At 60.3% G+C, this 25,431-nt stretch carries 24 protein-coding genes and 1 pseudogene; 5 read left to right on the top strand and 20 right to left on the bottom strand.

Going from position 1 to position 25,431, the window contains the following annotated elements; translation table 11 throughout:
* Window positions 1-112 precede the first annotated feature (112 nt).
* Together AACY50_RS06640 and mdoH are read left to right on the top strand one after the other, a co-directional pair.
* Window positions 113-1,927, top strand: a complete 1,815-nt coding sequence (locus tag AACY50_RS06640; RefSeq protein ID WP_339432973.1) for a glucan biosynthesis protein G — start codon at window positions 113-115, stop codon at window positions 1,925-1,927.
* On the top strand, window positions 1,920-4,490 hold the full coding sequence (gene mdoH, locus AACY50_RS06635) for a glucans biosynthesis glucosyltransferase MdoH (RefSeq protein ID WP_339432972.1): 2,571 nt from the start codon (window positions 1,920-1,922) through the stop codon (window positions 4,488-4,490). The genes AACY50_RS06640 and mdoH overlap by 8 nt, the downstream gene beginning before the upstream one ends.
* A 119-nt stretch (window positions 4,491-4,609) precedes the next feature.
* Here the strand turns inward: mdoH and AACY50_RS28695 are convergent, their stop codons facing one another.
* The 11 genes and pseudogenes from AACY50_RS28695 to ubiE form a co-directional block, all read right to left on the bottom strand.
* Window positions 4,610-5,323: a methyl-accepting chemotaxis protein gene (locus AACY50_RS28695; protein ID WP_401159731.1), complete on the bottom strand. Its 714-nt coding sequence runs from the start codon at window positions 5,321-5,323 to the stop codon at window positions 4,610-4,612.
* Window positions 5,324-5,464: 141 nt separating this feature from the next.
* Window positions 5,465-6,409, bottom strand: a pseudogene (locus AACY50_RS28690) (methyl-accepting chemotaxis protein); the annotation flags it as partial.
* A 219-nt stretch (window positions 6,410-6,628) separates the two neighbouring features.
* Window positions 6,629-7,336, bottom strand: a complete 708-nt coding sequence (locus tag AACY50_RS06625; protein ID WP_339432970.1) for a 16S rRNA (uracil(1498)-N(3))-methyltransferase — start codon at window positions 7,334-7,336, stop codon at window positions 6,629-6,631.
* Window positions 7,333-8,121: a twin-arginine translocase subunit TatC gene (tatC, locus tag AACY50_RS06620; RefSeq protein ID WP_260455779.1), complete on the bottom strand. Its 789-nt coding sequence runs from the start codon at window positions 8,119-8,121 to the stop codon at window positions 7,333-7,335. Before tatC ends, AACY50_RS06625 begins: the two co-directional genes overlap by 4 nt.
* Window positions 8,118-8,576 carry a Sec-independent protein translocase protein TatB gene (gene tatB, locus AACY50_RS06615; protein ID WP_339538325.1) on the bottom strand — a complete coding sequence of 153 codons (459 nt, stop codon included), beginning with the start codon at window positions 8,574-8,576 and terminating at the stop codon, window positions 8,118-8,120. Before tatB ends, tatC begins: the two co-directional genes overlap by 4 nt.
* 10 nt (window positions 8,577-8,586) lie before the next feature.
* The gene (locus AACY50_RS06610; protein ID WP_003220847.1) at window positions 8,587-8,868 is read right to left on the bottom strand and encodes a twin-arginine translocase TatA/TatE family subunit; all 282 of its coding nucleotides are present in this window, start codon (window positions 8,866-8,868) and stop codon (window positions 8,587-8,589) included.
* Between the two features lie 25 nt (window positions 8,869-8,893).
* Window positions 8,894-9,226, bottom strand: a complete 333-nt coding sequence (locus AACY50_RS06605) for a phosphoribosyl-ATP diphosphatase (protein ID WP_007909355.1) — start codon at window positions 9,224-9,226, stop codon at window positions 8,894-8,896.
* Window positions 9,219-9,620: a phosphoribosyl-AMP cyclohydrolase gene (gene hisI, locus AACY50_RS06600; RefSeq protein ID WP_123470722.1), complete on the bottom strand. Its 402-nt coding sequence runs from the start codon at window positions 9,618-9,620 to the stop codon at window positions 9,219-9,221. The genes AACY50_RS06605 and hisI overlap by 8 nt, the downstream gene beginning before the upstream one ends.
* Before the next feature lie 81 nt (window positions 9,621-9,701).
* Complete coding sequence (gene ubiB / locus AACY50_RS06595) at window positions 9,702-11,306, bottom strand: ubiquinone biosynthesis regulatory protein kinase UbiB (RefSeq protein ID WP_339432968.1); 1,605 nt, start codon at window positions 11,304-11,306, stop codon at window positions 9,702-9,704.
* The gene (locus AACY50_RS06590; protein WP_339538324.1) at window positions 11,303-11,926 is read right to left on the bottom strand and encodes a ubiquinone biosynthesis accessory factor UbiJ; all 624 of its coding nucleotides are present in this window, start codon (window positions 11,924-11,926) and stop codon (window positions 11,303-11,305) included. Before AACY50_RS06590 ends, ubiB begins: the two co-directional genes overlap by 4 nt.
* Complete coding sequence (gene ubiE / locus AACY50_RS06585) at window positions 11,926-12,696, bottom strand: bifunctional demethylmenaquinone methyltransferase/2-methoxy-6-polyprenyl-1,4-benzoquinol methylase UbiE (protein ID WP_221731323.1); 771 nt, start codon at window positions 12,694-12,696, stop codon at window positions 11,926-11,928. The genes AACY50_RS06590 and ubiE overlap by 1 nt, the downstream gene beginning before the upstream one ends.
* 154 nt (window positions 12,697-12,850) lie before the next feature.
* Here ubiE and AACY50_RS06580 point away from each other — a divergent pair, with 154 nt between their 5' ends.
* The 3 genes from AACY50_RS06580 (at window position 12,851) to AACY50_RS06570 (ending at window position 14,633) form a co-directional block, all read left to right on the top strand.
* Complete coding sequence (locus AACY50_RS06580; protein ID WP_339432966.1) at window positions 12,851-13,126, top strand: polyhydroxyalkanoic acid system family protein; 276 nt, start codon at window positions 12,851-12,853, stop codon at window positions 13,124-13,126.
* 243 nt (window positions 13,127-13,369) lie between these two features.
* Window positions 13,370-13,792, top strand: a complete 423-nt coding sequence (locus tag AACY50_RS06575; protein WP_339538323.1) for a phasin family protein — start codon at window positions 13,370-13,372, stop codon at window positions 13,790-13,792.
* 10 nt (window positions 13,793-13,802) lie between these two features.
* The gene (locus tag AACY50_RS06570; RefSeq protein ID WP_339432965.1) at window positions 13,803-14,633 is read left to right on the top strand and encodes a phasin family protein; all 831 of its coding nucleotides are present in this window, start codon (window positions 13,803-13,805) and stop codon (window positions 14,631-14,633) included.
* A gap of 196 nt (window positions 14,634-14,829) precedes the next feature.
* Here AACY50_RS06570 and AACY50_RS06565 read toward each other — a convergent pair whose 3' ends face one another.
* From AACY50_RS06565 to argS, 9 genes are all read right to left on the bottom strand, one after another.
* Window positions 14,830-15,450 (bottom strand): TetR/AcrR family transcriptional regulator, encoded by a 621-nt coding sequence (locus AACY50_RS06565; protein ID WP_339432964.1) that lies wholly within the window; start codon window positions 15,448-15,450, stop codon window positions 14,830-14,832.
* Window positions 15,451-15,480: 30 nt separating this feature from the next.
* Entirely contained in the window at window positions 15,481-17,163 is a 1,683-nt protein-coding gene (phaC, locus tag AACY50_RS06560) for a class II poly(R)-hydroxyalkanoic acid synthase (RefSeq protein ID WP_339538322.1), read from the bottom strand.
* Between the two features lie 137 nt (window positions 17,164-17,300).
* Window positions 17,301-18,155 carry a poly(3-hydroxyalkanoate) depolymerase gene (gene phaZ, locus AACY50_RS06555; RefSeq protein ID WP_221731317.1) on the bottom strand — a complete coding sequence of 285 codons (855 nt, stop codon included), beginning with the start codon at window positions 18,153-18,155 and terminating at the stop codon, window positions 17,301-17,303.
* A 153-nt stretch (window positions 18,156-18,308) separates the two neighbouring features.
* Window positions 18,309-19,988 carry a class II poly(R)-hydroxyalkanoic acid synthase gene (gene phaC / locus AACY50_RS06550; RefSeq protein WP_339432962.1) on the bottom strand — a complete coding sequence of 560 codons (1,680 nt, stop codon included), beginning with the start codon at window positions 19,986-19,988 and terminating at the stop codon, window positions 18,309-18,311.
* Between the two features lie 258 nt (window positions 19,989-20,246).
* Entirely contained in the window at window positions 20,247-20,624 is a 378-nt protein-coding gene (locus AACY50_RS06545) for a gamma-butyrobetaine hydroxylase-like domain-containing protein (RefSeq protein WP_221731315.1), read from the bottom strand.
* A gap of 153 nt (window positions 20,625-20,777) precedes the next feature.
* Window positions 20,778-22,115, bottom strand: a complete 1,338-nt coding sequence (gene hslU / locus AACY50_RS06540) for an ATP-dependent protease ATPase subunit HslU (RefSeq protein WP_339538321.1) — start codon at window positions 22,113-22,115, stop codon at window positions 20,778-20,780.
* A 48-nt stretch (window positions 22,116-22,163) separates the two neighbouring features.
* Window positions 22,164-22,700 (bottom strand): ATP-dependent protease subunit HslV, encoded by a 537-nt coding sequence (hslV, locus tag AACY50_RS06535; RefSeq protein ID WP_003220875.1) that lies wholly within the window; start codon window positions 22,698-22,700, stop codon window positions 22,164-22,166.
* Between the two features lie 232 nt (window positions 22,701-22,932).
* Window positions 22,933-23,637 (bottom strand): SPOR domain-containing protein, encoded by a 705-nt coding sequence (locus tag AACY50_RS06530; protein WP_339432960.1) that lies wholly within the window; start codon window positions 23,635-23,637, stop codon window positions 22,933-22,935.
* 1 nt (window position 23,638) lies between these two features.
* Window positions 23,639-25,375: an arginine--tRNA ligase gene (argS, locus tag AACY50_RS06525; RefSeq protein WP_339538320.1), complete on the bottom strand. Its 1,737-nt coding sequence runs from the start codon at window positions 25,373-25,375 to the stop codon at window positions 23,639-23,641.
* Window positions 25,376-25,431 lie beyond the last annotated feature (56 nt).

Raw genomic sequence — 25,431 nt, 5'->3', positions numbered from 1 at the left:
GGATCCGATTGGGGAATCATTTTGCCCCAGCGGAGTCGGAACAATGCTCGCCAACCTGGCATATAGATAGCTGGCCGTTGGTTTTTTGATCTGTTTTCGGCGAGGGTTGCTCGTGATTGTTAGTCCCTGTAATGCAGCAAAATTGTCTGCCAAACGCGTTCGAAGTGCTTTGGTAGCGGGCTCCGCGCTCCTGTGCCTGCTCAGCGCCAGTCAGCTTTGGGCGTTCAATCTTGACGATGTATCGGCCAAGGCTAAAGAGCTGGCCGGACAGAAGTTCGAAGCCCCCCGCAGCAACCTGCCGAACGAATTCCGCGACATGAAATTCGCGGACTATCAGAAAATCCGCTTCCTCACCGAAAAGGCTGAGTGGGCTGATCAGAAGACCCCGTTCAAACTGTCCTTCTATCACCAGGGTATGCACTTCGATACACCGGTGAAAATCAACGAAATCACGGCTAACACCGTCGAAGAGATCAAATACGATCCTTCGCGTTTCGATTTCGGCGATCTGAAATTCGATCCCAAGGCCACCGATAAACTCGGTTATGCCGGTTTCCGTGTGCTGTACCCGATCAACAAGGCCGACAAGCAAGACGAAATCATGACCATGCTGGGCGCGAGCTACTTCCGCGTCGTCGGCAAGGGGCACACCTATGGGCTGTCGGCGCGTGGCCTGGCCATCGACACCGCATTGCCGTCGGGCGAAGAGTTTCCGCGTTTTCGCGAGTTCTGGATTGAACAGCCCAAGCCGGCTGACAAGCATCTGGTGATCTACGCCCTGCTGGATTCGCCGCGTGCCACCGGCGCCTATCGTCTGATCCTGCGTCCGGGCAGCGACACCATTGTCGACGTCAAGGCGCAGATGTTCCTGCGTGACAAGGTCGGCAAACTGGGCATCGCCCCGTTGACCAGCATGTTCCTGTTCGGCGCCAACCAGCCGTCCAAAGTCCTCAACTACCGTCGAGAACTGCACGACTCCAGCGGTCTGTCGATCCATGCCGGCAATGGCGAGTGGATCTGGCGTCCGCTGAACAACCCTAAACACCTGGCCGTGAGCAACTTCAGCGTCGACAACCTGCGCGGTTTTGGTCTGCTGCAACGTGGCCGTGACTTCAGCCACTACGAAGACCTCGACGACCGCTACGACAAGCGCCCAAGCGCCTGGATCGAGCCGAAGGGCGACTGGGGCAAGGGCACCGTTGATCTGGTAGAGATTCCGACCGCCGACGAAACCAACGACAACATCGTTGCGTTCTGGAGCCCGGAAAAAATGCCGGAGCCGGGCCAGCCACTGGACTTCGCCTACCGCATGCACTGGACCATGGATGAAGCCGCGATTCACGCACCGGACAGCGCCTGGGTTGCGCAGACGCTGCGTTCGACCGGTGACGTCAAGCAGTCGAATCTGATCCGTCAACCCGATGGCAGCGTTGCCTACCTGGTCGACTTCGAAGGTCCATCGCTGGCGGCGCTGGCCCCGGATGCCGACGTTCGCAGCCAGGTCAGCGTCGGTGACAACGCCGAACTGGTTGAAAACAGCGTGCGCTACAACCCTGAAACCAAGGGCTGGCGCTTGACCCTGCGGATGAAAATCAAGGACGCGAGCAAGTCGACCGAAATGCGTGCCGCACTGGTTCAGCCATTGGTAACCGCTGATCTGGCCAAGTCGGCCGTGCCGACGTCCAACTCCTCCGTTGCCAAAGCCGACAAGGTGGCCGCCAAGCAACAAGCGAAAGCCGACAAGGAAGCCAAGGCAGCCGAGGCCAAACAGGCAGATGCCAAGCCAGACGCAGAGGCCAAGGACAAGGCCAATAAAGACGCCAAGCAGCCAGCCGCTGCGGACGCGGCCCCAGCCACACCGGAATCGGCACCGACTGAAGAAGTCCTGACCGAGACCTGGAGCTATCAGTTGCCTGCCGATGAGTAACTCTCAAGTACAGCCAGAGACTCTGTCCGAGTATCTGGCGCATCTGCCGATGACCGACGAGCAGCGCGCGGAACTCGCGGGTTGCCAGTCGTTCAGCGAGTTGCATGAACGCCTGTCATCCTCGACGTTCGACGCGCCGACCGAAGCCGCCCAGGCTTCGGTGGGCAAGCGCCTGACCTTGAGCACGGCCGAAGCGCTGGAAGATGCGCAAATGCTGGTGCTCGACGCCAGCGGCCGGATCAGCCTCAAGGCCACGCCGCCGATTCGTCGCACCAAAGTCGTGCCGGAGCCTTGGCGTACCAATGTTCTGGTGCGTGGCTGGCGCCGCCTGACCGGCCGCACCAACCCGCCGCAACCGCCCAAAGACGAAAACGTACTGCCGGCCGCGCGCTGGCGTACCGTCGGTTCGATCCGCCGCTACATTCTGTTGCTGCTGATGCTCGGCCAGACCATCGTTGCCGGTTGGTACATGAAAGGCATCATGCCGTACCAGGGCTGGTCGTTCGTCGACCTCGACGAAGTCCTGCACCAGCCGCTGCTGCAAACGGCCACGCAAGTGCTGCCGTATGCGCTGCAAACCAGCATCCTGATTCTGTTCGGGATTCTGTTCTGCTGGGTGTCTGCCGGTTTCTGGACCGCACTGATGGGCTTTCTCGAATTGCTCACCGGTCACGATAAATACCGCATCTCCGGCAAAAGCGCCGGCAACGAGGCGATTCCAAAAGATGCGCGCACCGCACTGGTGATGCCGATCTGCAACGAAGACGTGCCTCGGGTGTTTGCCGGTCTGCGTGCGACGTTCGAATCGGTGGCCGCTACCGGTGACCTGGATCGTTTCGACTTCTTCGTGCTCAGCGACAGTAACGACACCGACATCTGCGTGGCCGAGCAACAAGCCTGGCTGGACGTCTGCCGCGAAGCCAAAGGCTTCGGCAAGATTTTCTATCGCCGCCGACGCCGCCGTGTGAAACGCAAGAGCGGCAACCTCGACGACTTCTGCCGTCGCTGGGGCGGTGACTACAAGTACATGGTCGTGCTCGACGCCGACTCGGTCATGAGCGGCGAGTGCCTGACCAGTCTGGTGCGCTTGATGGAAGCCACGCCGGACGCCGGGATTATCCAGACCGCGCCGCGTGCGTCGGGCATGGACACCCTGTATGCGCGCATGCAGCAGTTCGCGACCCGCGTGTATGGCCCGTTGTTCACTGCCGGTCTGCACTTCTGGCAGTTGGGTGAATCCCATTACTGGGGTCACAACGCGATCATCCGCATGAAGCCGTTCATCGACCACTGCGCCCTGGCGCCGTTGCCGGGCAAAGGCGCGTTTTCCGGGGCGATCCTGTCTCACGACTTCGTGGAAGCGGCGCTGATGCGGCGTGCCGGCTGGGGCGTGTGGATTGCCTACGACCTGCCGGGCAGCTACGAAGAGTTGCCGCCCAACCTGCTCGACGAACTCAAGCGTGACCGTCGCTGGTGCCACGGCAACCTGATGAACTTCCGACTGTTCCTGGTCAAAGGCATGCACCCGGTGCACCGTGCGGTGTTCCTGACGGGCGTGATGTCGTACCTGTCGGCGCCGTTGTGGTTCTTCTTCCTGGTGCTGTCCACCGCGCTGCTGGCGGTGAACACGCTGATGGAGCCGCAATACTTCCTCGAACCGCGCCAGCTCTATCCGCTGTGGCCACAATGGCACCCGGAAAAGGCAATCGCGCTGTTCTCGACCACGATCGTGCTGCTGTTCCTGCCGAAGTTGTTGAGCATCATCCTGATCTGGGCCAAGGGCGCGAAAGAGTTCGGCGGCAAGTTCAAAGTGACGCTGTCGATGCTGCTGGAGATGCTGTTCTCCATGCTGCTGGCGCCGGTGCGGATGATTTTCCACACCCGTTTCGTACTGGCTGCGTTCCTGGGGTGGGCCGCCACCTGGAACTCGCCGCAGCGTGACGACGACTCCACGCCATGGAGCGAGGCGGTCAAGCGCCACGGTCCGCAAACGCTGCTGGGCTTCTGCTGGGCGCTGTTGGTGATCTGGCTGAACCCAAGCTTCCTGTGGTGGCTGGTGCCTATCGTCGGTTCGCTGATGCTGTCGATCCCGGTGTCGGTGATTTCCAGCCGTGTGGGTCTGGGCTTGAAGTCCCGTGACGAGAGCCTGTTCCTCATCCCTGAGGAATACAATCCGCCACAGGCGCTGTTGGCCACCGATCAGTACACCCACGAAAATCGCTGGCACGCACTGAACGACGGCTTTGTCCGCGCCGTGGTCGACCCGCAGCAGAACGCTTTGGCGTGCTCGCTGGCGACGGCCCGTCACGGCCAGGCGGAGCCGATCGAGTGGCTGCGTCAGGAGCGTGTGCGTCACGCACTGAAGGTTGGCCCGGCAGCGCTGAGCAACCATGATCGCCTGCAACTGTTGAGCGATCCGGTCGCTTTGGCGCGGCTGCACGAGCAGGTCTGGGCCGAAGGTCACGCCGAGTGGCTCAACGCCTGGCGCGCATCGGTGAAAGCCGACCCACACGCGCCGCTGCTACCGCTGCGACCGGTCAGCCCGCAGGCTCAACCGGCCTGATGAAAAAAACCCGCGAAAGCGGGTTTTATGGCGCTGAGAAGTCCCGCGCCTTGGGATGAAGCTGGCTGCCAGCGATAACATCACCTCGGGCCAGAGCGAACCGAGGCAGATCCGTTAGCTCAAACCTTGAATCGACCCACCAGCATTTGCAAATGCGTCCCCAGTCGCGCCAGTTCAACGCTGGACGCTGCTGTCTCTTCACTCGCCGCCGAGGTCTGATCCGACACATCGCGCACGTTCAGCACGCTACGGTTGATCTCTTCGGCCACGGCGCTCTGCTGCTCGGCTGCTGCCGCGATCTGCTGGTTCATCGCCTGAATCGCCGAGACGGTGCGGGTGATGCTTTCCAGCGAACCGCCAGCACGACGAGTCAACTCAACGCTGCTGTCAGTCAGGCTGCGGCTGTTGTCCATGATCGTCGCCACTTGCTGGGTGCCGTTTTGCAGGCCGACGATCAGTTCTTCGATCTCTTCGGTGGACTTCTGCGTGCGCTGGGCAAGGCTGCGCACTTCGTCAGCAACCACCGCGAAGCCACGGCCGGCCTCGCCCGCACGCGCCGCTTCAATTGCCGCGTTGAGCGCCAGCAGGTTGGTTTGCTGGGCCACGGACTTGATCACGTCGAGCACGCTGCCAATCTTGTCGCTTTCGCGTTTGAGGTCGCCCATGGCTTCGGTGGAGTGGCCCACCTCAACGGCCAGACGCTCGATCTGGGTGATCGCCTCACCCACCACTTTGTCGCCTTCGCGGGCCTGCTGGTCGGCGGCAACGGCGGCTTCGGAAGCCTCTTCGGCGTTGCGCGCGACTTCCTGCACGGTGGCGGCCATTTCGTTCATGGCGGTGGCGACCTGGTCGGTCTCGATCTTCTGATTGTTGACCCCGGCGCTGGTCTGCTCGGTCACGGCCGACAGTTCTTCGGCAGCGCTGGCGATCTGGGTGACGCCTTCGCTGATGCCACCGATCAACTCGCGCAGGCCTTGGGTCATGCTCTGCATCGAGCGTTGCAATTGGCCCAGTTCATCGCGCCGCAGCGAGACCAGGTTGTGGGTCAGATCGCCGGCCGCCACGCGTTCGGCAACCTGCAGGGTCTGGTTCAACGGAATGATGATCTGCCGGGTGATCGCCCAGGCCGCCAGCAGGCCGAAAGCTACCGCCAGCAGGGTGGCGATGATCAGCATGTTCTTGGCGTGTGCGGCATCGGTGTCGCGCACGATGGTCTGGGATTCGGTGAGTTTTTTGCTCACATCGAGGAGGATGTCGCCCTGAGCCGACATGATTGCCTTGGCCTTGGCGGTGTTGATCTGGGAGTCGCGGAACTGGGCGACCGCTGCGCGATAGGCCTTGATTGAGTCAGTGGCCTGCTGCAGGTTGGCGATGTGCTGTTCCGGCAGCTTCGATGGCAGGCTCTCGAGATTCTTCAGCGCATTGTCGATGGCGTCCAGCGCCGGCTGCTCAGCATCGGCCTTGCCGCTGTAGGTGTAGCCGCGCACCTGATAGCGCGCCTGCTGCAGCAGTTTGCTCAGTTCGATCACGCTGTTGAATTGGGCGACGCTGTCGCCCTGCAGCATGGATTTTTCAACTTCCGAAATCTTCGCCACGGCGTTGTCGGCATTGGCGCCAAGCTTGCTGCGGGCGTCTTCGCGCTGAACGGTGGCCTGGGTCATGTCGGCAAAGGCGCGTTTGTATTCGGCGACGGCGGCCAGTTGCTGATCGACCATTGCCGCATCGGAGGGTTGCTCGATCAGGGTGTGAGCGGTTTGCAGGCCGCTGTCGAGTTTGCCAAGCAGTTCGTTGACGGTGCCGGGACCTTGTTCGCCACGACGGGCTTCATAGTCCAGGCGCGCCAGGCGCAGATCCTTGGTCAGCTCGTTCAGGCCGGAGATGAAACCAAGCTTGTCGCCACGGCTGATGATGCCGCTCATGCCGGTCCAGCCGGTGAAGGTGATCAACAGCGTCAGCACCAGCACCAGGCCGAAACCGATTCCCAGCTTGCGTTTGACGCTGACGTTTCCAAGACTCTCGGCTAACCAACGGTACATGCGACGACTCCCTCAGACCACTCATTGGACTTATGGGAACTGTATCGGCTGGGTGATGGCAATCTGTAACGCCATTTGTCCGCCACAGGGGATGTGGCGAATTTAGAACAGGCGGGCGAGCAGGGCGGTCACGGCGGTTTCAACCCGCAAAATGCGCTCACCCAGTTGCACCGGTTGCAATCCGGATTTGGCCAGCAGATCGATTTCGTAGGGGATCCAGCCACCTTCGGGGCCGATCGCCAGGGTCACCGGTTCGTTGAGCGCGCGTGGGCACGGCGGGTAGTTGCCGGGATGGCCGACCAGGCCGAGAGTGCCGTCGGTGATGGCTGGCAGACGGTCTTCGACAAATGGTTTGAAGCGTTTCTCGATGATGATGTGCGGCAGGACGGTATCCCGGGCCTGTTCGAGGCCGAGGATCAATTGTTCGCGGATCGCTTGCGGTTCAAGAAACGGCGTCTGCCAGAAGCTCTTTTCGACGCGGTAGCTGTTGACCAGAATCACCTTCGACACGCCCATGGTCGCCACGGTCTGGAACACCCGACGGAGCATCTTCGGGCGGGGCAGGGCCAGCACCAATGTCAGTGGCAGCTTGGCCGGTGGCGGTTGGTCGAGGGTGACGCGCAGTTCAGCTTCACCCGCTTCCAGGCGCAGCAACTCGGCCGAACCCATCAACCCGTCTACACGCCCGACTCGCAGGCTGTCACCGACTTCCGAGCGGTGAACGTCCTGCATATGGGTCAGGCGACGATCACGCAGCACCACACGGTCGGGCGCAATGAAATCGGCCTCTTCGAGCAGCAGCAGGTTCATGCCTGGGTCGCTGGCGGCGGGTCGTTGTGATCGTCGGCTGCTTCTTCCGGGCGTTCGCGCTTGCTGACCAGGCTGCCGAACAGAATGCCGATTTCAAACAGCATCCACATCGGCACGGCCAGCAGGGTCTGGGAGAAAATGTCCGGCGGGGTGAGGATCATGCCGACCACGAAGCAGCCGATGATCACGTACGGGCGGATCTTCTTCAGGTATTTGACGTCGACCACGCCGATCCACACCAGCAGCACCACGGCCACCGGGATTTCGAATGCCACGCCGAAGGCGAAGAACAGCGTCATGACGAAATCGAGATAGCTGGCGATGTCGGTCATCATTTCCACGCCGGCCGGGGTGGCGGCGGCGAAGAATTTGAAAATCAGCGGGAACACGAAGTAATAGGCGAAGGCCATGCCGGTGTAGAACAGCAGGATGCTGGAAACCAGCAGCGGCACGGCAATGCGCTTCTCATGCTTGTACAGGCCCGGCGCGATGAAGCCCCAGATCTGATGCAGAATCACCGGAATCGCGAGGAACAGCGAAACCATCATCGTCAGCTTCAGCGGCGTCAGGAACGGCGACGACACGTCGGTGGCGATCATCGTCGCGCCCACCGGCAGGTACTGGCGCAGCGGCGTCGAGACGAAGGTGTAGATCTGCTGGGTGAACGCGAACAACCCGGCGAAGATGATGAAAATCGCCGCCACGCAACGCAGCAGACGGGTGCGCAACTCGGTGAGGTGCGAAACCAGCGGCATGTGCTGGTCGTTTTCGGGGAGATCGCTCATGGGGCTCGCGGCGGCAGTGTAGGGTCGTGAGGCGCTGGTGTGGTCGGCGCGGCGGTTGGGGCTACGTGTTCAACCGAAGTATTTGCAGCAGCGGGCACTGGTTCTGTCGGCGCTGCAACAGGTGCAGGTGCAGGTGCAGGTGCAGCGGGCGCGGCTGGCGCATGAATCGTCTGCTCGCCGACATGCTCAACCGGGGTCGGCTCCTGCTGAACCGGATTGAAAATCTTCCGCGCCTCCTGCTCCAGCGACAGAATGTGCTCGTTGTGCAGTTGCCGACGAATCTCGTCGGCACCGATTTCACGTTCAACTTCCTGTTTGATCGCGTTGAAGCTGCGCTTCAGTCGCCCGACCCACAGGCCGGCGGTGCGTGCAGCGCCCGGCAGTCGCTCGGGGCCCAGCACCAGCAGGGCGACGAGGCCGACGAGCAGCAGTTCAGTGAAGCTGATACCAAACATTAGTCAGTGCTCACACGTCTTTGCGGATCGGCTCTTCAACTTTCTGCGCCTGCACATCGATGGTGTGCGGCGGATTGGCCTGAGCGGTGGCTTGCGGCTGCACCGGTGGCACCGGCTGCGCAGGCGTCACGGTTGGATCGGCGGCTGGCTTCTCGTCGTCGTTCATGGCTTTGCGAAAGCCCTTGATCGACTCACCCACGTCGGTGCCCAGGTTTTTCAGTTTCTTGGTGCCGAACACCAGCACCACGACTACCAGAATGACGATCCAGTGTTTCCAGTCAAAAATGCCCATGTTGCAGTTCCTCTCTCAAAGTTGTTCAGGCGGACGGACGCGAGGCTTTCTCGACGTGTCCGGACAGACCGAAGCGACGATCCAGTTCATCGAGCACAGCCTGCGGATGCTGCCCCAGTTGGGCGAGCATGACCATGCTGTGGAACCACAGGTCGGCGGTCTCGTAAATCACGTCGCTGCAATCACCGCTGATGGCGGCGTCCTTGGCGGCAATAATGGTTTCGACCGACTCTTCGCCGACTTTCTCCAGAATCTTGTTCAGACCCTTGTGATACAGACTAGCCACATACGAGCTGTCGGCAGCGGCGCCTTTGCGCTCTTCGAGCACTTCGGCCAGACGGGTCAGGGTGTCACTCATGTTTGTGTCCTGCGCAATAGATGGCGTGCGGGTCTTTGAGTACCGGGTCGACTGTTTTCCAGTCGCCGTTTTCGAAGACACGGTAAAAGCAGCTTTGACGGCCGGTATGGCAAGCGATGTCGCCGATCTGTTCAACCATCAGGATGATCACGTCGGCGTCACAGTCCAGACGCATTTCATGCAGGGTCTGTACGTGGCCGGACTCTTCGCCCTTGCGCCACAGCTTGCCACGGGAACGTGACCAGTAGATGGCACGGTTTTCCGCCGCTGTCAGTTCCAGCGCTTCGCGGTTCATCCAGGCCATCATCAGCACGCGTCCGGTCTTGTGATCCTGGGCAATCGCCGGCACCAGGCCATCAGCGTCCCACTTGATCTCGTCCAGCCAGTTTTTCATCTTCGACTCCGACAGCGAACCCGCACTTCTAATAGTCGGGTTCAGGCGTTGAAACAGTGTGCCAGCCGATCATGGAACTGGCTATCGGCGAACGACCAGATACAAGCCGACAGCCACCATGATCCCCGCAGGCCAATGCCCCAGTTCGTTCAGCGGGCCACCGGCGGCGAGGACCGTACCGCCCGCCAGATGGGCACTGCCAAGCAGGCGCAGGAACCAGTCGTCCTTGCGTTTGTGCCACGGTGGCGGTGGGTCGTTGGCATGGGGCTGGGACATGCGCTCGAGCAGGTCGCGGGCCATATTGGCCAGGTGCGGCAACTGTTCGAACTGGCTCTGCACGTTGCCGATCAAGGTTTTCGGGCTGACGCGCTCGCGCATCCAGCGTTCTAGGAACGGCTGCGCGGTGTTCCACAGATCCAGATCCGGGTACAGCTGACGGCCGAGGCCTTCGATGTTCAATAACGTCTTTTGCAGCAGCACCAACTGCGGCTGCACTTCCATGTTGAAGCGCCGCGCGGTCTGGAACAGGCGCATCAGCACCTGACCAAATGAAATATCTTTTAATGGTTTTTCGAAGATCGGTTCGCACACGGTACGGATCGCCGCTTCGAATTCGTTGAGCTTGGTTTCTGCCGGCACCCAACCCGAATCAATGTGCAGTTGCGCCACGCGGCGGTAGTCACGCTTGAAGAAGGCGAACAGGTTGCGCGCCAGGTAATCCTGATCCTCGGGGGTCAGGCTGCCGACGATGCCGCAGTCGATAGCAATGTACTGCGGACTCCACGGGTTGACCGTGCTGACGAAGATGTTGCCCGGGTGCATGTCGGCGTGGAAGAAACTGTCGCGGAATACCTGGGTGAAGAAAATCTCCACGCCGCGTTCGGCGAGCATTTTCATGTCGGTGCGCTGGTCGGCGAGGGTCGCCAGATCCGTCACCTGAATCCCGTAGATACGCTCCATCACCAGCACTTTCGGGCGGCACCAGTCCCAATGGACTTGCGGCACGTAGAGCAGCGGCGAGCCTTCGAAGTTGCGCTTCAACTGGCTGGCGTTGGCTGCCTCGCGCAGCAGATCGAGTTCGTCGTAGATGGTTTTTTCGTAATCCTGAACCACGTCAACCGGGTGCAGCAGACGGGCATCCGCCGATACTTTTTCGGCGGCGCGGGCGAGGATGAACAGCCATGCCAGATCTTGCGCGATCACCCGTTTCAGGCCTGGGCGGATGACTTTGACCACCACTTCTTCGCCGGTTTTCAGTTGCGCGGCATGCACCTGTGCAACCGAGGCCGAGGCCAGTGGTTTGACGTCGAAACGGCTGAAGACTTCGTCGATCTTTCTGCCCAGTTGCTCTTCGATCAGCTTGATTGAAACCTGCGAATCGAACGGCGGCACGCGATCCTGCAGCAGCATCAGTTCATCGGCGATGTCTTCCGGCAGCAGGTCGCGACGGGTCGAGAGAATCTGCCCGAACTTGATGAAAATCGGCCCCAAATCCTGCAATGCCAGGCGTAAACGCGCACCCCGGCTCAGATCCAGCGGCTTGCGCGCAAACCAGCGCCACGGCAGCACAAAGCGCAGCGCCAGGAGGAACCAGGGCAGCGGCAGATCGAACAGCAGGTCATCGAGGCGGTAGCGGATCACGACGCGCTGGATGCGCAACAGACGGCGGACGGCAAGCAGCTTCATGCGTTATCGCTTGGGTCGAGGGATCGGGAAAGGCGCTCGAAACGCGCCTCGAGACGTTCCAGATCAAGTTTGATCCGGTCCAGTTCGCTGAACCGCGCTTCGGCTTCGCGCTGCCCGACGAGGGTGCGTGATTCTTCGGCGAGGTATTCGGCGAGGTTCTGGTTGAGACTGGCAAATCCTTGTTGATACCAGCGTGCGCGGTTGCGCAGATGGCCACCGACCAGATGTGTGGCGACAGGGCCGAGCCAGCGCGAGAGTTCGTACTCCCAGTCCAGCTCGAGGTCCTGCAACACGCCGGCCAGTTCCAGCAGCACGCCGCTGTCGCCATCGAGCTCGACTTGCGGGGCATGCAGCACTGCGGTCTTGTCTTTGCTCAGGGCCAGTTTCACCAGGCTTGAAGCCGGAGCGCGCAGGGTGCAATCGACGCCGGTTTCCCAGTGGGAGGCCAGCATCAGCCCTTCATCACTCGGCAGGATGAACAGTTGCAACGCCGGGCTGCGGCAATCGACGGCAATCACTTTGCCAGTCAAATGCGCCAGCCGCGCCAGCGCCGTGCTGTCGAGACGCAGCACCCGGTTCAGGCCGAGTTCGACGCTGGCCAGCAGCCCGGTGAGCAACATCAGGGCTTGATGCCGCGGTGCAGGGCAACGATGCCCGAGGTCATGTTGTGATAGGTCACGCGGTCGAAACCGGCATCGACCATCATCGACTTCAGGGTTTCCTGATTCGGGTGCATGCGGATCGACTCGGCCAGGTAGCGATAGCTCTCCGAATCGTTGGTGATCAGCTTGCCCATCAGTGGCATGAAAGCGAACGAGTAGGCGTCGTAGGCTTTGGACATCAGCGCGTTGGTCGGCTTGGAGAATTCCAGCACCAGCAGACGGCCGCCGGGCTTGAGTACGCGCAGCATCGAGCGCAGGGCGTCTTCTTTATGCGTCACGTTGCGCAGGCCGAAGGCGATGGTCACGCAGTCGAAATGGTTGTCCGGGAACGGCAATTTTTCAGCGTCCGCCTGAACGAATTCGACGTTGCCGGCCACACCCAGATCCAGCAGACGGTCACGGCCGACCTTGAGCATCGATTCGTTGATGTCGGCCAGTACGACCTGACCGGTCGGGCCGACCAGGTGGGAGAACTTCTTGGTCAGGTCACCGGTGCCGCCGGCGATGTCGAGCACGCGATTACCGCTGCGCACGCCCGACAATTCGATCGCGAAACGCTTCCACAGGCGGTGCATGCCGCCCGACAGAAGGTCGTTCATCAGGTCGTACTTGGCGGCTACGGAGTGGAACACCTCAGCGACTTTTTCCGCTTTCTGGCTTTCCGGAACGTTTTTGAAGCCGAAGTGAGTGGTGGGTTCGGCATCGCTGCCTTTGCGCTGATCAGTCATATCGCTGTCACCAAAAGAGAATGCGCGACATTCTAATCCCCAAGCCATGCTTTGTCTTGGAGTGGCTAAAGGTAAGATGGGCAACCTTCGGGACGATTTGCCGCAGATGCGGTCAAGATTTACCGACAAGCATTCATAAAGCAGGAGTCATTCAATGGCCCGTATTAGTGTTGAGCGTGCCCACAACCTGGGCAAGGAAGCGGCCCGCGAGAAGGCCGACAAGCTGGCGCAGAAACTGTCCGATCAATATGGCCTGGAGCCGCAATGGTCGGGCGACACCTTGAACCTCAAGCGTTCGGGCGTTAAAGGTGCGGTGCATGTCGCCGACGATTCGATCAGGGTCGACGTGGAGCTGGGCCTGATGATGTCGGCCATGAGCGGCATGATCAAAACCGAGATCGAGAAGGCGCTGGATAAAGCGCTGGTCTGATTTACGCCTGCAATCCAATCCCCTGTGGGAGCGGGCTTGCTCGCGACAGCGGTCTGTCAGTCAATGCATAAGGTGACTGACACGACGCCTTCGCGAGCAAGCCCGCTCCCACATTTGTTTCGTGGTGCTCCTGCTGTTTATGTCGGTTGTTAGGGTGCCGTTTCTAATTTTTCTGCCTACTTTGTGCCTGAGCCCGACACTTTCGCGGGCAGTTCCTCAAACCTTCTGCGCGTGAGGTGCACCATGGCCAAAGTAATTTTGAAGAAAAAAATCGACGCTTCGACTTCAGCCCTGAGCGACGTGAAATCCTATGCCCGCAAGATCTGGCTGGCAGGCCTGGGTGCCTACGCCAAGGTCGGCCAAGAGGGCAGCGACTACTTTCAAGAGCTGATCAAGGCCGGTCAAACGGTTGAAAAGAAAGGCAAAAAAGCCGTCACCGAAAAACTCGATGCGGCCAACACCGAGATCGATGAAGTCAAGGGTGAGGTCAGCTCTTTCAAAGGTCGCGTCGAAGTTCAACTCGACAAGGTCGAGAAGGCCTTCGACTCCCGTGTTGCAAGCGCCTTGAATCGTATCGGCATTCCGTCTAAACATGACGTTGAGACACTCTCTGCTAAGCTCGATGAGCTGACGGCATTGCTCGAACGCGTCGCGCGTAAATCTTAAGGAGAACGGGATGGCTGGTAAAAAGAACACCGATAAAGAAGGCAGCTCGTGGATCGGGAAAGTCGAAGACTACTCCCGCAAAATCTGGCTGGCTGGTTTAGGCGTGTACTCGAAGATCGACACTGACGGCAGCAAACTCTTCGATACATTGGTCAAAGACGGTGAGAAAGCCGAGAAGCTCACCAAATCGGCCGTCGGCAAAAAAGTCGATGCCGCCAAGGACTCTGCTTCTTCGGCCAAGTCGCGCATCAGCGGCGTAAAAGATCGCGCACTGGGCAAGTGGGACGAGCTGGAAGGGGCGTTCGACAAGCGCCTGAACAGCGCGATTTCGCGCCTGGGCGTTCCGAGCCGCAATGAAGTGAAAGCGCTGCACAGCAAGGTGGAAACCTTGACCAAGCAGATCGAAAAACTTACCGGGGAGAAAGCTCGCCCGGTAGCGGCGAAAACCGCTGCAGCCAAGCCAGCAGCCAAAACGGCGGCCAAGCCACTGGCTAAAGCGGCTGCAAAACCTGCGACCAAACCGGTTGCTGCCAAAGCCGCTGCCAAGCCTGCTGCAAAAACTGCCGCAAAACCAGCAGCTAAACCTGCCGCCAAGCCAGCAGCGAAAACCGCAGCCGCCAAACCTGCTGCCAAGCCAGCGGCCAAACCGGCTGCGGCGAAGAAACCGGCAGTGAAAAAACCGGCCGCACCGAAAGCCGCTGCGCCGAAACCGGCCGCTCCAGCGGCCAAGCCTGCCACTTCGGCAACCCCGGTGAGCACGTCGAACTCCGCCGCTGCACCGACTCCGGCGGCCACCCCGACTGTTGCATCGACCCCGTCGACGCCAACCAGTCAGTCCTGATTTTTCAGGAAGCAAGAAAACGCCCGGCCTTTGAAGGTCGGGCGTTTTTGTTTGTGTAGATAATCTCAAGCCCACTGCGAACCCCTGTGGGAGCGGGCTTGCTCGCGAAGGCGGCATTCCTGTCACACAAGATGTCGCGGATGTACTGGCCTCTTCGCGAGCAAGCCCACTCCCGCAGGGTTCCTGGTATTTTCGATTAGTCGTGGTCTTCCAGGTATTGCAGCGCCATCCGCTCCGTCGCCACCTTCACCGGCGGCAGCAAGTGCGGCGCCACCAGCATCATGATCTGGTAAACCACCAATCTGACTTCCCCCTCCCGATCAAGAATCCGCTGATAGTCCAGTGAAAACAGCAGCGTCAGGGTGATCTGCTCCACCAATTGCCCCAGCGCCTGCGTATCGCTGACCAACTGTCCTGCCGCCTTCAACCGCGCCAGCAACGATGCCAGTGTGCGTTTCAAGGCATTGAGCAAATGACGAATCCCCTTCGCCAGTTTCGGCAGGCGTCCGGCCAGGTTCGACAGGTCCTGAAACAGGAACCGATACTGCGCCAGTCGCTCGACGATCAGATGCAAGAACAGCCAGTAATCTTCCGGCGCCAACTCCACCTCCGGCGGCGGATCCAGCAGCGGCGCCAACTCATTCTGGAAACGTTCGAACAGTCCGAGTATCAGTGGCTCCTTGCCGTGGAAGTGGTAATAGAGGTTGCCGGGGCTGATCCCCATTTCATTGGCAACTTCCATGGTGGAAACGTTCGGCTCGCCCTTTTCGTTGAACAGTTGCAGAGCACATTCGAGAATCCGGTCGCGGGTTTTCATCCAGTCTTCTTAGAAAAATTCGGTTAAGCGTCAGCGCACATGCACGTAAGTGCCGGGTGCTGCCTCCATCGGTGGATAGTTCGGGTTGCCGAGGGTCATCTGGGTTTCGTGCTGGGCGCCGGAGCGTTGCTGAATCCATTCCAGCCACTGCGGCCACCAACTGCCGTCGACGTGTTTGCCGTCGTAGTACCAGGCGCGCGGATCGCTGCTCATCTTGCCGTTATCGATGTAGGCGGCTTTCGGGTTGGTCGGTGGGTTGAGAATGCTCTGTACATGGCCACTGTTGGACAGCACAAAACGTCGATCACCCCCCAACAGCAAGGTTGAGCGATACACCGCATCCCATGGAGTGATGTGGTCGTTCATGCCGGCGACGCTGAAACTGTCGACAGTGACTTTCTGCAGATCGATCGGCGTACCGCAGACCTCAAGACCACCGGGGTGGGTCAGCGGGTTGTGCTTGAAGAAGTCCAGCAGGTCGCCGTGAAACGCGGCGGGCAGCCGTGTGTTGTCGTTGTTCCAGTAAAGAATGTCGAAGGCTGGCGGCTCTTTGCCCAACAGGTAGTTGTTGACGAAGTAGCTCCAGATCAAATCGTTGGGGCGCATCCAGGCGAAAACCTTGGACATGTCGCGACCGTCCAGCACGCCCTTCTGATAGGAACGGCGTTTGGCGGCTTCAAGGGTTTGCTCGTCGGCAAATAGCGTGGCCGGGGTTTCGATCTGGCTGTCGAGCAGGCTGACCAGATAGGTCGCGCTGGAGACCCGCCGCAGTTGCCGTTTGGCCTGCAAATGCCCTTGCAGAGCGGCGATGGTCAGCCCGCCGGCGCAGGCGCCCATCAGGTTGACCTCGCGGGCGCCGGTGATCGTCCGGCACACGTTCATCGCTTCTTCCACCGCTTCAACGTAAGTCGAAAGGCCCCATTCGCGGTGGCGCACATCGGGGTTGCGCCAACTGATCATGAAGGTCTGCAAGCCGTTTTTCAGGGCGTATTGGACGAAGCTGTTTTGCGGACTGAGGTCAAAAATGTAGTACTTGTTGATTTGCGGCGGTACTACCAGCAGTGGCTTGGCGTACTGTTTTTCGCTCATCGGTCGATACTGGATCAGCTCCAGCATCTCGTTGCGAAACACCACTGAACCGGTAGTGGTAGCGACGCTTTTGCCGACTTCGAATGCTTGCTTGGTGACCTGTCGAGGCAGGCCGTCGTTGTGCAGCAAATCATCAAACAGATGACTGAGGCCGCGCACCAGACTGTGGCCGCCGGAGTTGAACAACTCCTTGATCGCCAGCGGGTTGAGCAACGTATTGGACGGCGCTACGGCGTCGTTGAGCAGGGTGAAGGCAAACTGCGCGCGCGCGCGATCGTCCGGGCTCATGTTGCTCTCGTCGATCCAGCTTTTGACCTGTTTCTGCCAGGCCAGATACGCCTGCAGACTGCGCCGGTAAAACGGATTCAGGCTCCATGCCGGGTCGGCGAAGCGGCTGTCCTGTGGATTGGTCGGGTGCAGGGTTTCGCCCAGCAGCACGCGGCCCAATTGGCCGCCGAGTTTCAACGCGTGCTTCGCGCTGTGGATCGGGTTGCGCAAGCCATGGACGGCCACGCTGCGCAGGGTCGAGATCAGGTCTCGGCCACGCAGCCCGGCGATCGCACTTTGTGCATTGATGAACACGGCGGAGCTGGGTACAACGCCCTTTGCTGGTTTTTCGCGCATGTATCAACACTCCTTCGTCTTCAGGCCAAAAACAAACTCACCGAACCAGAACACCATAGTCGCTGTTGCGGGTTGTTGCCTGCGGGGCGTCCTGCCACGCATTCTGAAAAGGCACTGCATAAAACCTGCCGTAGCGGTTAGCCGCCCAGCGGTGTCGGGTGCGGGTGCATCACCGCGCGCTGACGTTCCTCCTCGAGGAATTTCATGATGATCGGCGCCACGGCTTCGGCGCGGGTAATCAGGAACAGGTGACCATCATCGATGATGTGCAACTGCGCGTTGGGAATGCGCCAGGCGAGCATGCGCATGTTGACCAACGGGATCAGTGGATCGTCATCGCCGGCCAGCACCAGCGTCGGCTGGTGGATCTTGTGCAGCCAGTGAATGCTGGTCCAGCCCAGACCGGCGAACAGTTGCCAGTAGTAACCGAGCTTGCCCGCCGAACGCACTTTTGCTGCGTGGCTGGCGGCCAGGGTCGGGTCACGGCGGAACGAGCCGCCGTAGATCAACGGTGCGATACGGATGACATGGGACGGCTGAATGTAGCGCCGGGGGCTGGCCATCATCCACAGCACTTTCGGTTTGCCCGGCACCATCACCGCACCGGCAGCGGTCGCCGCCAGCACCAGTTTCTTGCAGCGCTCGGGGTAGTCGTAGGCGAACTGCTGCGCGAGCGCGCCGCCCCACGACACACCGATCACGTTGACCTGACCATAGTCGAGGTAATCGAGCATCCGTGACGTCAGCTTGGCCAGGCCGGGAAAGCGATACGGTCGGTTCGGCGTCGAGGAACCACCGACACCGGGCACGTCGAAGGCGATCACTTCCAGATCCGGGTCCAGCGCCGCGACAAACGGAAACACCAGCTCCAGGTTGGCGCCGATGCCGTTGAAAATCAGCAAGGGCGTCAAGTGAGGCTTGCCGGGGCGTACCGCCGTGCGAATGGTCTGGCCATCCAGATCGACGGTACGGAATATGAACGGTTGCGGCATGCTTCAGGCCCTGTGGGTCGATCTCAATATCACCCTTAACCCTTGTGGGAGCGGGCTTGCCTGCGAAGGCGTCATGTCAGTCAATATCGATACTGGCTGAACGATCGCTTTCGCGAGCAGGCTCGCCCCCACATTGGGGATGAGGTGTGTCAATTACCGCTCATGTACATAAGTGCCCGGCGATGCTTCGCCTGCCGGATGCGCCTTGTTGCCCAGTTTCATTGGAGCCTTTTTCAGATTGCCCGAGCGCTCGGCCTGCCACGCCTGCCAGTACAGCCACCAGGAATCCGTGTGCTTGGTCGAGTTCTCTTGCCAGTCATCGGCGTTGGCGGCCATCCCTTCGCTGGTCATGTAGCGCGATTTCGGATTACCCGGCGGGTTCAGAATGCTCTGGATGTGGCCGCTGCTCGACAATACGAATTCAACCTTGCCACCAAACAACTGCGCCGACTTGTAGCAGGACTTCCACGGGGTAATGTGGTCGTTGGTGCCGGCCAGCGAAAAGATATCGGCGGTGACTTGCTTGAGGTCGATCGGCGTGCCGCACACTTCCAGTGCATTGGGGCGGATCAGTGGATTGTTTTTGAACATCTCGATCAGGTCGCCGTGGAACGCGGCCGGCAACCTTGTGGTGTCGTTGTTCCAGAACAGAATGTCGAACACCGGCGGCTCATTGCCAAGCAGGTAGTTGTTGACCCAGTAGTTCCAGATCAGGTCGTTGGGGCGCATCCACGCGAAAACCTTGGCCATGTCTTTGCCTTCGAGCACGCCGGCCTGATACGAGTGGCGCTTGGCGGTCTCCAGGGTCTGCTCGTCGACGAACAGGGCAACGTCGCTGTCCAGGGTGGTATCGAGCACGCTGACCAGCAGGGTCAGGGCGTTGACCTTATTCTGGCCAAGGGCTGCGTAGTGGCCGAGCAGGGCGGTGCAGGTGATGCCACCGGAACAGGCGCCGAGCATGTTGATGTCTTTGCTGCCGGTGATCGCGGTCACCACATCGACCGCTTCTTTCAGCGCATCGATGTAGGTCGACAGGCCCCACTCACGCTGGGCCTTGGTCGGGTTGCGCCAGCTGACGATGAACGTCTGCACGTTATTGCGCAGGCAGAAACGCGCCAGGCTCTTGTCCGGGCTCAGGTCGAATACGTAGAACTTGTTGATTTGCGGCGGCACGACGAGCAACGGACGCTCGTGGACTTGCTCGGTGATCGGCTTGTACTGGATCAGCTCCAGCACGTCGTTGCGAAACACCACCGCGCCTTCGGTCACGCCCAGGCTCTTGCCGACCTCGAATGCGCCCATGTTGACCTGGCTCGGCATGCCGCCGTTGTGCACCAGATCCTTGGCCAGATGCGAGAGGCCGTCGAGCAGGCTTTTGCCGCCGGTCTCGAAGAAGCGTTTGACCGCCGCCGGGTTGGCTGCCGTGTTGGTCGGCGCCATCGCTTCGGTCATCAGATTGATCACGAAATGGCCGCGAGCGACGTCTTTGGGTGACAGGCTGCTGTCGTCGATCCAGGCGTGGAGTTCCTTGCGCCAAGCCAGGTAGGTTTGCAGGTAGCGTTTGTAGAGCGGGTTCTGGCTCCACGCAGGATCGGCGAAACGACGGTCATCGCCTGCCGGTTGCAGTTCGGATTTGCCGAACAACACGTTCTTCAGTTCGAGACCGAAATGGGTGACGTGCTTGACGCTATGGATCGGTTGTCTGATGGCCTGTTTCAGCACCATACGAGCAGAGGCCAGCAGATCCTTTCCGCGCAGCCCAACGACGGGATTAAGCCCCAGAGTGTTTTCCGAGGCTTGATACTTCAGGTCATCGTTATTCTTGTTACTCATCTACGACGCTCCATTGTCCTGAGACGAATACCCGGTTTTCTGCTGTGCAGTTCCACAGCCAATGCCAGATACTACTGCTCGGGTGACCGTTAATTCTGCATAGCTGCTTTACAGTCGTAGAGCACTGCAGGGAACTTGCCAGCTCCATTGGTTACCCGAGTTTAATTTTTTTCGCAAGCGGGCCGATCCTCGACGCCGCAGCAGAGCATTCAAACAGATGAATTTAGAAAATGCCCTCTAAAGAGCAAGACGCTGGGACTAGAGCATCAGCTTGACGATCGACTGATCCGGATCGCGGGTTTTTCCGGCCGCTTTGAGCTCAGCCAGATAATCGGCCCAGAGTGCGTCATGACGTCGCCCCAGCTCATAGAGATATTCCCAAGTGAACAGGCCGCTGTCGTGCCCGTCGTCGAAGGTCAGTTTCAGTGCGTAGTGACCGGCCGGTTCCAGCTTGCTCAAGCCAACGTTGAGCTTGCCGAATTGCAGGATGGGTTTGCCGTGGCCCTGGACCTCGGCGGAGGGGGAATGCACACGCAGGAATTCGGCGGGCAGGGTGAACTCCTCGCCGGACGCGTAGGTGAGCGTCAGGGTTTTCGAGGCTTTGTGCAGTTTGATGTCGGTGGGAATTGAGGTCATGGTCTGGCGTCCGTTGTGTGGGCGACCCTGATTCAAATGTGGGAGCGGGCTTGCTCGCGAAAGCGGTGCGTCAGCCAACATGGATGTCGACTGGCACGGCCTCTTCGCGAGCAAGCCCGCTCCCACAGGGTCCGCTACCGCTGTAAGTATGGCTTACAGGATATAACGGGACAGGTCTTCGTTCTGCGCCAATTCGCCGAGGTGGCTGTTGACGTACGCCGCGTCGATCAGGATCGGCTTTTCATCATGGGTGCTGGCCATATCGCCGGCACTGAACGACACCTCTTCGAGCAGACGCTCAAGCAGCGTGTGCAGGCGACGGGCACCGATGTTTTCGGTTTTCTCGTTGACCTGCCAGGCGATCTCGGCGATGCGCTTGATGCCTTCGGGCTGAAACTCGATGTTCAGGCCTTCGGTTTTCAGCAGCGCGCAGTATTGCTCGGTGAGCGAGGCATGCGGTTCGCTGAGGATGCGCTCGAAATCTTCCGGGCTCAGGGCCTTGAGTTCGACGCGGATCGGCAGACGACCTTGCAGCTCGGGCACCAGATCGCTCGGTTTGCTCAGGTGGAATGCACCGGAGGCGATGAACAGGATGTGATCGGTCTTGACCATGCCCAGCTTGGTGTTGACGGTGCAGCCTTCGATCAGCGGCAGCAGGTCGCGCTGCACACCTTCACGGGAGACATCGGCGCCGCCGACATTGCCGCGCTTGGCCACCTTATCGATCTCGTCGATGAACACGATGCCGTGCTGCTCAACGGCTTCCAGGGCCTTGGCCTTCAACTCTTCTTCGTTGACCAGGCGCCCGGCTTCTTCGTCGCGCACCAGTTTCAGCGCTTCTTTGACCTTGAGCTTGCGGGACTTCTTCTTGCCCTTGCCCATGTTGGCGAACAGGGACTGCAACTGGTTGGTCATTTCTTCCATGCCTGGCGGCGTGGCGATCTCGATGCCGGCCACTTCGGCGACTTCGATTTCGATTTCCTTGTCATCCAGTTGGCCTTCGCGCAGACGCTTGCGGAACAGCTGACGGGTGTTGGAATCGGAGCTTGGCGCTTCTTCGTTGCTGAGGCCCATGCGGGCCGGTGGCAACAACGCATCGAGGATGCGGTCCTCGGCAGCGTCTTCAGCGCGGTGGCGCACGCGGGTCATTTCCTGCTCGCGCAGCATCTTGATCGCCGCGTCGGCCAGATCACGGATGATCGATTCGACGTCACGGCCGACATAGCCAACTTCGGTGAATTTGGTCGCTTCGACCTTGATGAACGGCGCGTTGGCCAGTTTCGCCAGGCGACGGGCGATCTCGGTTTTACCGACGCCGGTCGGGCCGATCATCAGGATGTTCTTCGGGGTCACTTCAACACGCAGCTCTTCAGGCAACTGCATCCGGCGCCAGCGGTTGCGCAGGGCAATCGCGACGGCGCGCTTGGCATCGTCCTGGCCGATGATGTGGCGGTTGAGTTCGTGGACGATTTCGCGGGGAGTCATGGACATAATAATTGGCGGTCCTCAAGCAAAAAAAGCCGTGGCACAGGGGCCGTATCAGGCTTCTTCAGCGAGATCCTGCTCCTCAATGGTCTGAGTGTGGTTGGTGAATACACAGATGTCGGCGGCGATACCCAAAGCGGTTTCGACGATTTCACGGGCCGACAGGTCGGTCTTTTTCAGCAGCGCGCTGGCCGCAGCCTGGGCGTAACCGCCACCGGAACCCATGGCGATGAGACCATTCTCAGGTTCGACCACGTCACCGTTGCCGGTGATGATCAACGAGGCATCTTTGTTGGCGACCGCGAGCATGGCTTCGAGGCGGCTGAGGGAGCGGTCGGTGCGCCATTCTTTGGCGAGTTCGACGGCGGCGCGGATCAGGTGGCCCTGATGTTTCTCAAGCTGGCCTTCGAAGCGTTCGAAGAGGGTAAAGGCGTCAGCGGTGGCACCGGCAAAACCGGCGATGACCTGGCCGTGGTAAAGGCGACGGACTTTCTTCGCGTTGCCTTTCATCACGGTGTTGCCGAGAGAAACCTGGCCGTCGCCGCCCATGACGACTTTGCCGTGGCGGCGGACTGAAACGATGGTGGTCAAGGGAAGAGTCTCCACACTGCGGGGCGAAAATGCCTTATGCCCATTCATATGGGGGTGGTGAAGCGGATTTCAACCGGGGAGGGCGCAGGGGGACGAACGGCGAGGGTGTGTCAGGATGACGGGGTGTCAGCCATGACGCCTTCGCGAGCAAGCCCGCTCCCACAGGGTTAGCGCAGATCCTGTGGAAGCGGGCTTGCTCGCGAAGAGTGATGACGCGGGACCGCTGATGGGATCAGCGATTCTGGCGTTGTTGTAACAACAGGTTGCTAAAACCAGCGCCAGCCAGTTGCTTCTGGGCCGTGGTCAGTTGTTCGCGGTTGCTGAACGGACCGACCAATACGCGGTACCAGGTTTCATCCTTCACCGTGCCGGACTCAACGGCCACCGACTGACCCAGCAGAATGATCTGCGCGCGCACCTTGTCCGCATCGGTCTCTTTACGGAACGAACCGGCCTGCAGGAAGAACTTGGTCACCGGCGCCGCTTTCGCCACCGGTGGCGCGGGCGGCGGGGTAATGCCCGACAGCGCAGCTTGAGCCCGTGCCGTGTCGATTTTCGCCGCTTCCGCCGGGGTGACCGGCGTGGTCGGCACTTGTGGCGTCGGCAGGGTTTTCTCCGGCACGGCGTCCGGCGGTACGATCACTTCCGATTCCGGCAGCAGGGTGTAGAAGTCGTACTTCGGCTTCACGGGCTGCGTCGGGCTCGGCGGGGTCTTGTTGGCCTCGGCGATTTTCGACGCTCTCTGCTGCTGTTGTTCGACCTTCTCACGCTTGACCGTGTCGCTGCCCTTGCCCGGTTCCAGTTTCATCAGGAACACGATGAACGCACCGACCGTCAGGCCGATGGCCATCCACAGCCAACCCGGAATCGGTTGCTTCGCAGGGGCTTGGTAACGGCTGGCGCCACGCTTGGGTGCAGGTTTTTTCTTGGCAGCCAACTTACATACGCTCCAGAGTTTCCAGACCCAACAGCTCCAGGCCTTGCTTGAGGGTGCGACCGGTCAGCGCGGCCAGACGCAGACGGCTCTGCATCTGTGCTGGCGTCTCGGCGGCGAGGATCGGGCAGTTCTCGTAGAAGCTGGAGAACAGACCGGCAACGTCGTACAGATAAGTGCAGAGGATGTGCGGCGTGCCTTTGTCGGACACGTTATTCAGCACTTCGCCGAACTGCGCCAGTTTCGCCGCCAGCTCAAGTTCGTGCTCGGCTTCGAGAACGATCTGACCGTCGACTTCGCTGAAGTCCTTGCCCAGTTTGCGGAACACACCGGCCACGCGGGTGTAGGCGTACAGCAGGTATGGCGCGGTATTGCCTTCGAAGTTGAGCATCAGGTCGAAGTTGAAGCTGTAGTCGCTGGTGCGGTGCTTGGACAGGTCGGCGTATTTCACCGCGCCAATGCCAACGACTTTGGCGATGTTGCGCAACTCGTCTTCGGCCAGTTGCGGGTTCTTCTCTTTCACCAGGCTGTAGGCACGTTCCTGCGCTTCGGTGAGCAGGTCGATCAGCTTCACGGTGCCGCCGTCACGGGTCTTGAACGGACGGCCGTCGGCGCCGTTCATGGTGCCGAAGCCCATGTGCTCCATTTCCATCGGATGGGTCACGAAACCGGCCTTGCGCGCCACGGCGAACACTTGCTGGAAGTGCAGGGCCTGACGCTGGTCGACGAAGTACAGCGCGCGATCAGCCTTCAATTTGCCACTGCGGTAGCGCACGGCTGCCAGGTCAGTGGTGGCGTACAGGTAACCGCCGTCAGCCTTGACGATGATCACCGGCAGCGGGTCGCCGTCGGCGTTCTTGAACTCGTCGAGGAATACGCACTGGGCGCCGTTACTCTCGACCAGCATGCCGGCGGCTTTCAGGTCGTTTACAACGTTGATCAGGTCGTCGTTGTAGGCGCTTTCGCCCATCACGTCGGCCATGGTCAGCTTGACGTTGAGCAGTTCGTAGATCTTCTGGCAGTGCGACAGCGAGATGTCCTTGAACCTGGTCCACAGCGCCAGGCACTCGGCATCGCCGGCCTGCAGCTTGACCACCAGGCCACGGGCACGGTCGGCGAACGCTTCGGACTCGTCGAAACGCTGCTTGGCGGCGCGGTAGAAGTTTTCCAGATCCGACAGCTCATCGCTGGTGATCGGGTTTTCCTGCAGATACGCCATCAGCATGCCGAACTGGGTGCCCCAGTCGCCGACGTGGTTCTGGCGGATCACTTCGTCGCCGAGGAATTCCAGTACACGGGCCACGCCGTCACCGATGATGGTCGAGCGCAAGTGGCCGACGTGCATCTCTTTGGCCAGATTCGGTGCCGACAGGTCGACCACGGTGCGCTGCGCCGGGCCGGCCTTGCGCACGCCAACATGGGCGTCAGCCAGGGCAGCGTCGAGGCGGTTGGCCAGGGCCTGAGTGTTCTGGAAGAAGTTGATGAAGCCGGGGCCGGCGATTTCCGCTTTGGTGACGTTCTCGTCGGCCGGCAGTGCGGCGATGATTTTTTCCGCCAGGTCGCGTGGCTTCATGCCCGCAGGCTTGGCCAGCATCATGGCGATGTTGCTGGCGAAGTCGCCGTGGGTCTTGTCGCGGGCGTTCTCCACCTGGATCGCCGGCGTCAGGCCTTCAGGCAACACACCTTCGTTGACGAGTTGGGTGAGGGCTTGTTGGATCAGCTGGCGGATGGTGTCTTTCATGGTCTTCTCTTTCGACCGCAAGCGCGGCGGCGCATCGATGCGCGGGTGGAAAAACT

It is taken from the genome of Pseudomonas sp. RA_15y_Pfl2_54, assembly GCF_963971015.1.
Taxonomy (GTDB): Bacteria; Pseudomonadota; Gammaproteobacteria; order Pseudomonadales; family Pseudomonadaceae; genus Aquipseudomonas; species Aquipseudomonas baetica_A.
This window is presented reverse-complemented; position numbering and strand designations above follow the sequence as displayed.

Coding starts and splice junctions, on each gene's coding strand:
- AACY50_RS06610 (WP_003220847.1), bottom strand. CDS start 8,868: ATGGGCATTTTTGACTGGAAACACTGGATCGTCATTCTGGTAGTCGTG.
- phaZ (WP_221731317.1), bottom strand. CDS start 18,155: ATGCCGCAACCGTTCATATTCCGTACCGTCGATCTGGATGGCCAGACC.
- argS (WP_339538320.1), bottom strand. CDS start 25,375: ATGAAAGACACCATCCGCCAGCTGATCCAACAAGCCCTCACCCAACTC.
- AACY50_RS06565 (WP_339432964.1), bottom strand. CDS start 15,450: ATGAAAACCCGCGACCGGATTCTCGAATGTGCTCTGCAACTGTTCAAC.
- AACY50_RS06590 (WP_339538324.1), bottom strand. CDS start 11,926: ATGTTGCTCACCGGGCTGCTGGCCAGCGTCGAACTCGGCCTGAACCGG.
- AACY50_RS28695 (WP_401159731.1), bottom strand. CDS start 5,323: ATGAACGAAATGGCCGCCACCGTGCAGGAAGTCGCGCGCAACGCCGAA.
- mdoH (WP_339432972.1), top strand. CDS start 1,920: ATGAGTAACTCTCAAGTACAGCCAGAGACTCTGTCCGAGTATCTGGCG.
- phaC (WP_339538322.1), bottom strand. CDS start 17,163: ATGCGCGAAAAACCAGCAAAGGGCGTTGTACCCAGCTCCGCCGTGTTC.
- tatB (WP_339538325.1), bottom strand. CDS start 8,576: ATGTTTGGTATCAGCTTCACTGAACTGCTGCTCGTCGGCCTCGTCGCC.
- hisI (WP_123470722.1), bottom strand. CDS start 9,620: ATGAAAAACTGGCTGGACGAGATCAAGTGGGACGCTGATGGCCTGGTG.
- AACY50_RS06625 (WP_339432970.1), bottom strand. CDS start 7,336: ATGAACCTGCTGCTGCTCGAAGAGGCCGATTTCATTGCGCCCGACCGT.
- ubiB (WP_339432968.1), bottom strand. CDS start 11,306: ATGAAGCTGCTTGCCGTCCGCCGTCTGTTGCGCATCCAGCGCGTCGTG.
- AACY50_RS06545 (WP_221731315.1), bottom strand. CDS start 20,624: ATGACCTCAATTCCCACCGACATCAAACTGCACAAAGCCTCGAAAACC.
- ubiE (WP_221731323.1), bottom strand. CDS start 12,696: ATGACTGATCAGCGCAAAGGCAGCGATGCCGAACCCACCACTCACTTC.
- AACY50_RS06575 (WP_339538323.1), top strand. CDS start 13,370: ATGGCCAAAGTAATTTTGAAGAAAAAAATCGACGCTTCGACTTCAGCC.
- AACY50_RS06580 (WP_339432966.1), top strand. CDS start 12,851: ATGGCCCGTATTAGTGTTGAGCGTGCCCACAACCTGGGCAAGGAAGCG.
- phaC (WP_339432962.1), bottom strand. CDS start 19,988: ATGAGTAACAAGAATAACGATGACCTGAAGTATCAAGCCTCGGAAAAC.
- tatC (WP_260455779.1), bottom strand. CDS start 8,121: ATGAGCGATCTCCCCGAAAACGACCAGCACATGCCGCTGGTTTCGCAC.
- AACY50_RS06605 (WP_007909355.1), bottom strand. CDS start 9,226: ATGAGTGACACCCTGACCCGTCTGGCCGAAGTGCTCGAAGAGCGCAAA.
- AACY50_RS06570 (WP_339432965.1), top strand. CDS start 13,803: ATGGCTGGTAAAAAGAACACCGATAAAGAAGGCAGCTCGTGGATCGGG.
- hslU (WP_339538321.1), bottom strand. CDS start 22,115: ATGTCCATGACTCCCCGCGAAATCGTCCACGAACTCAACCGCCACATC.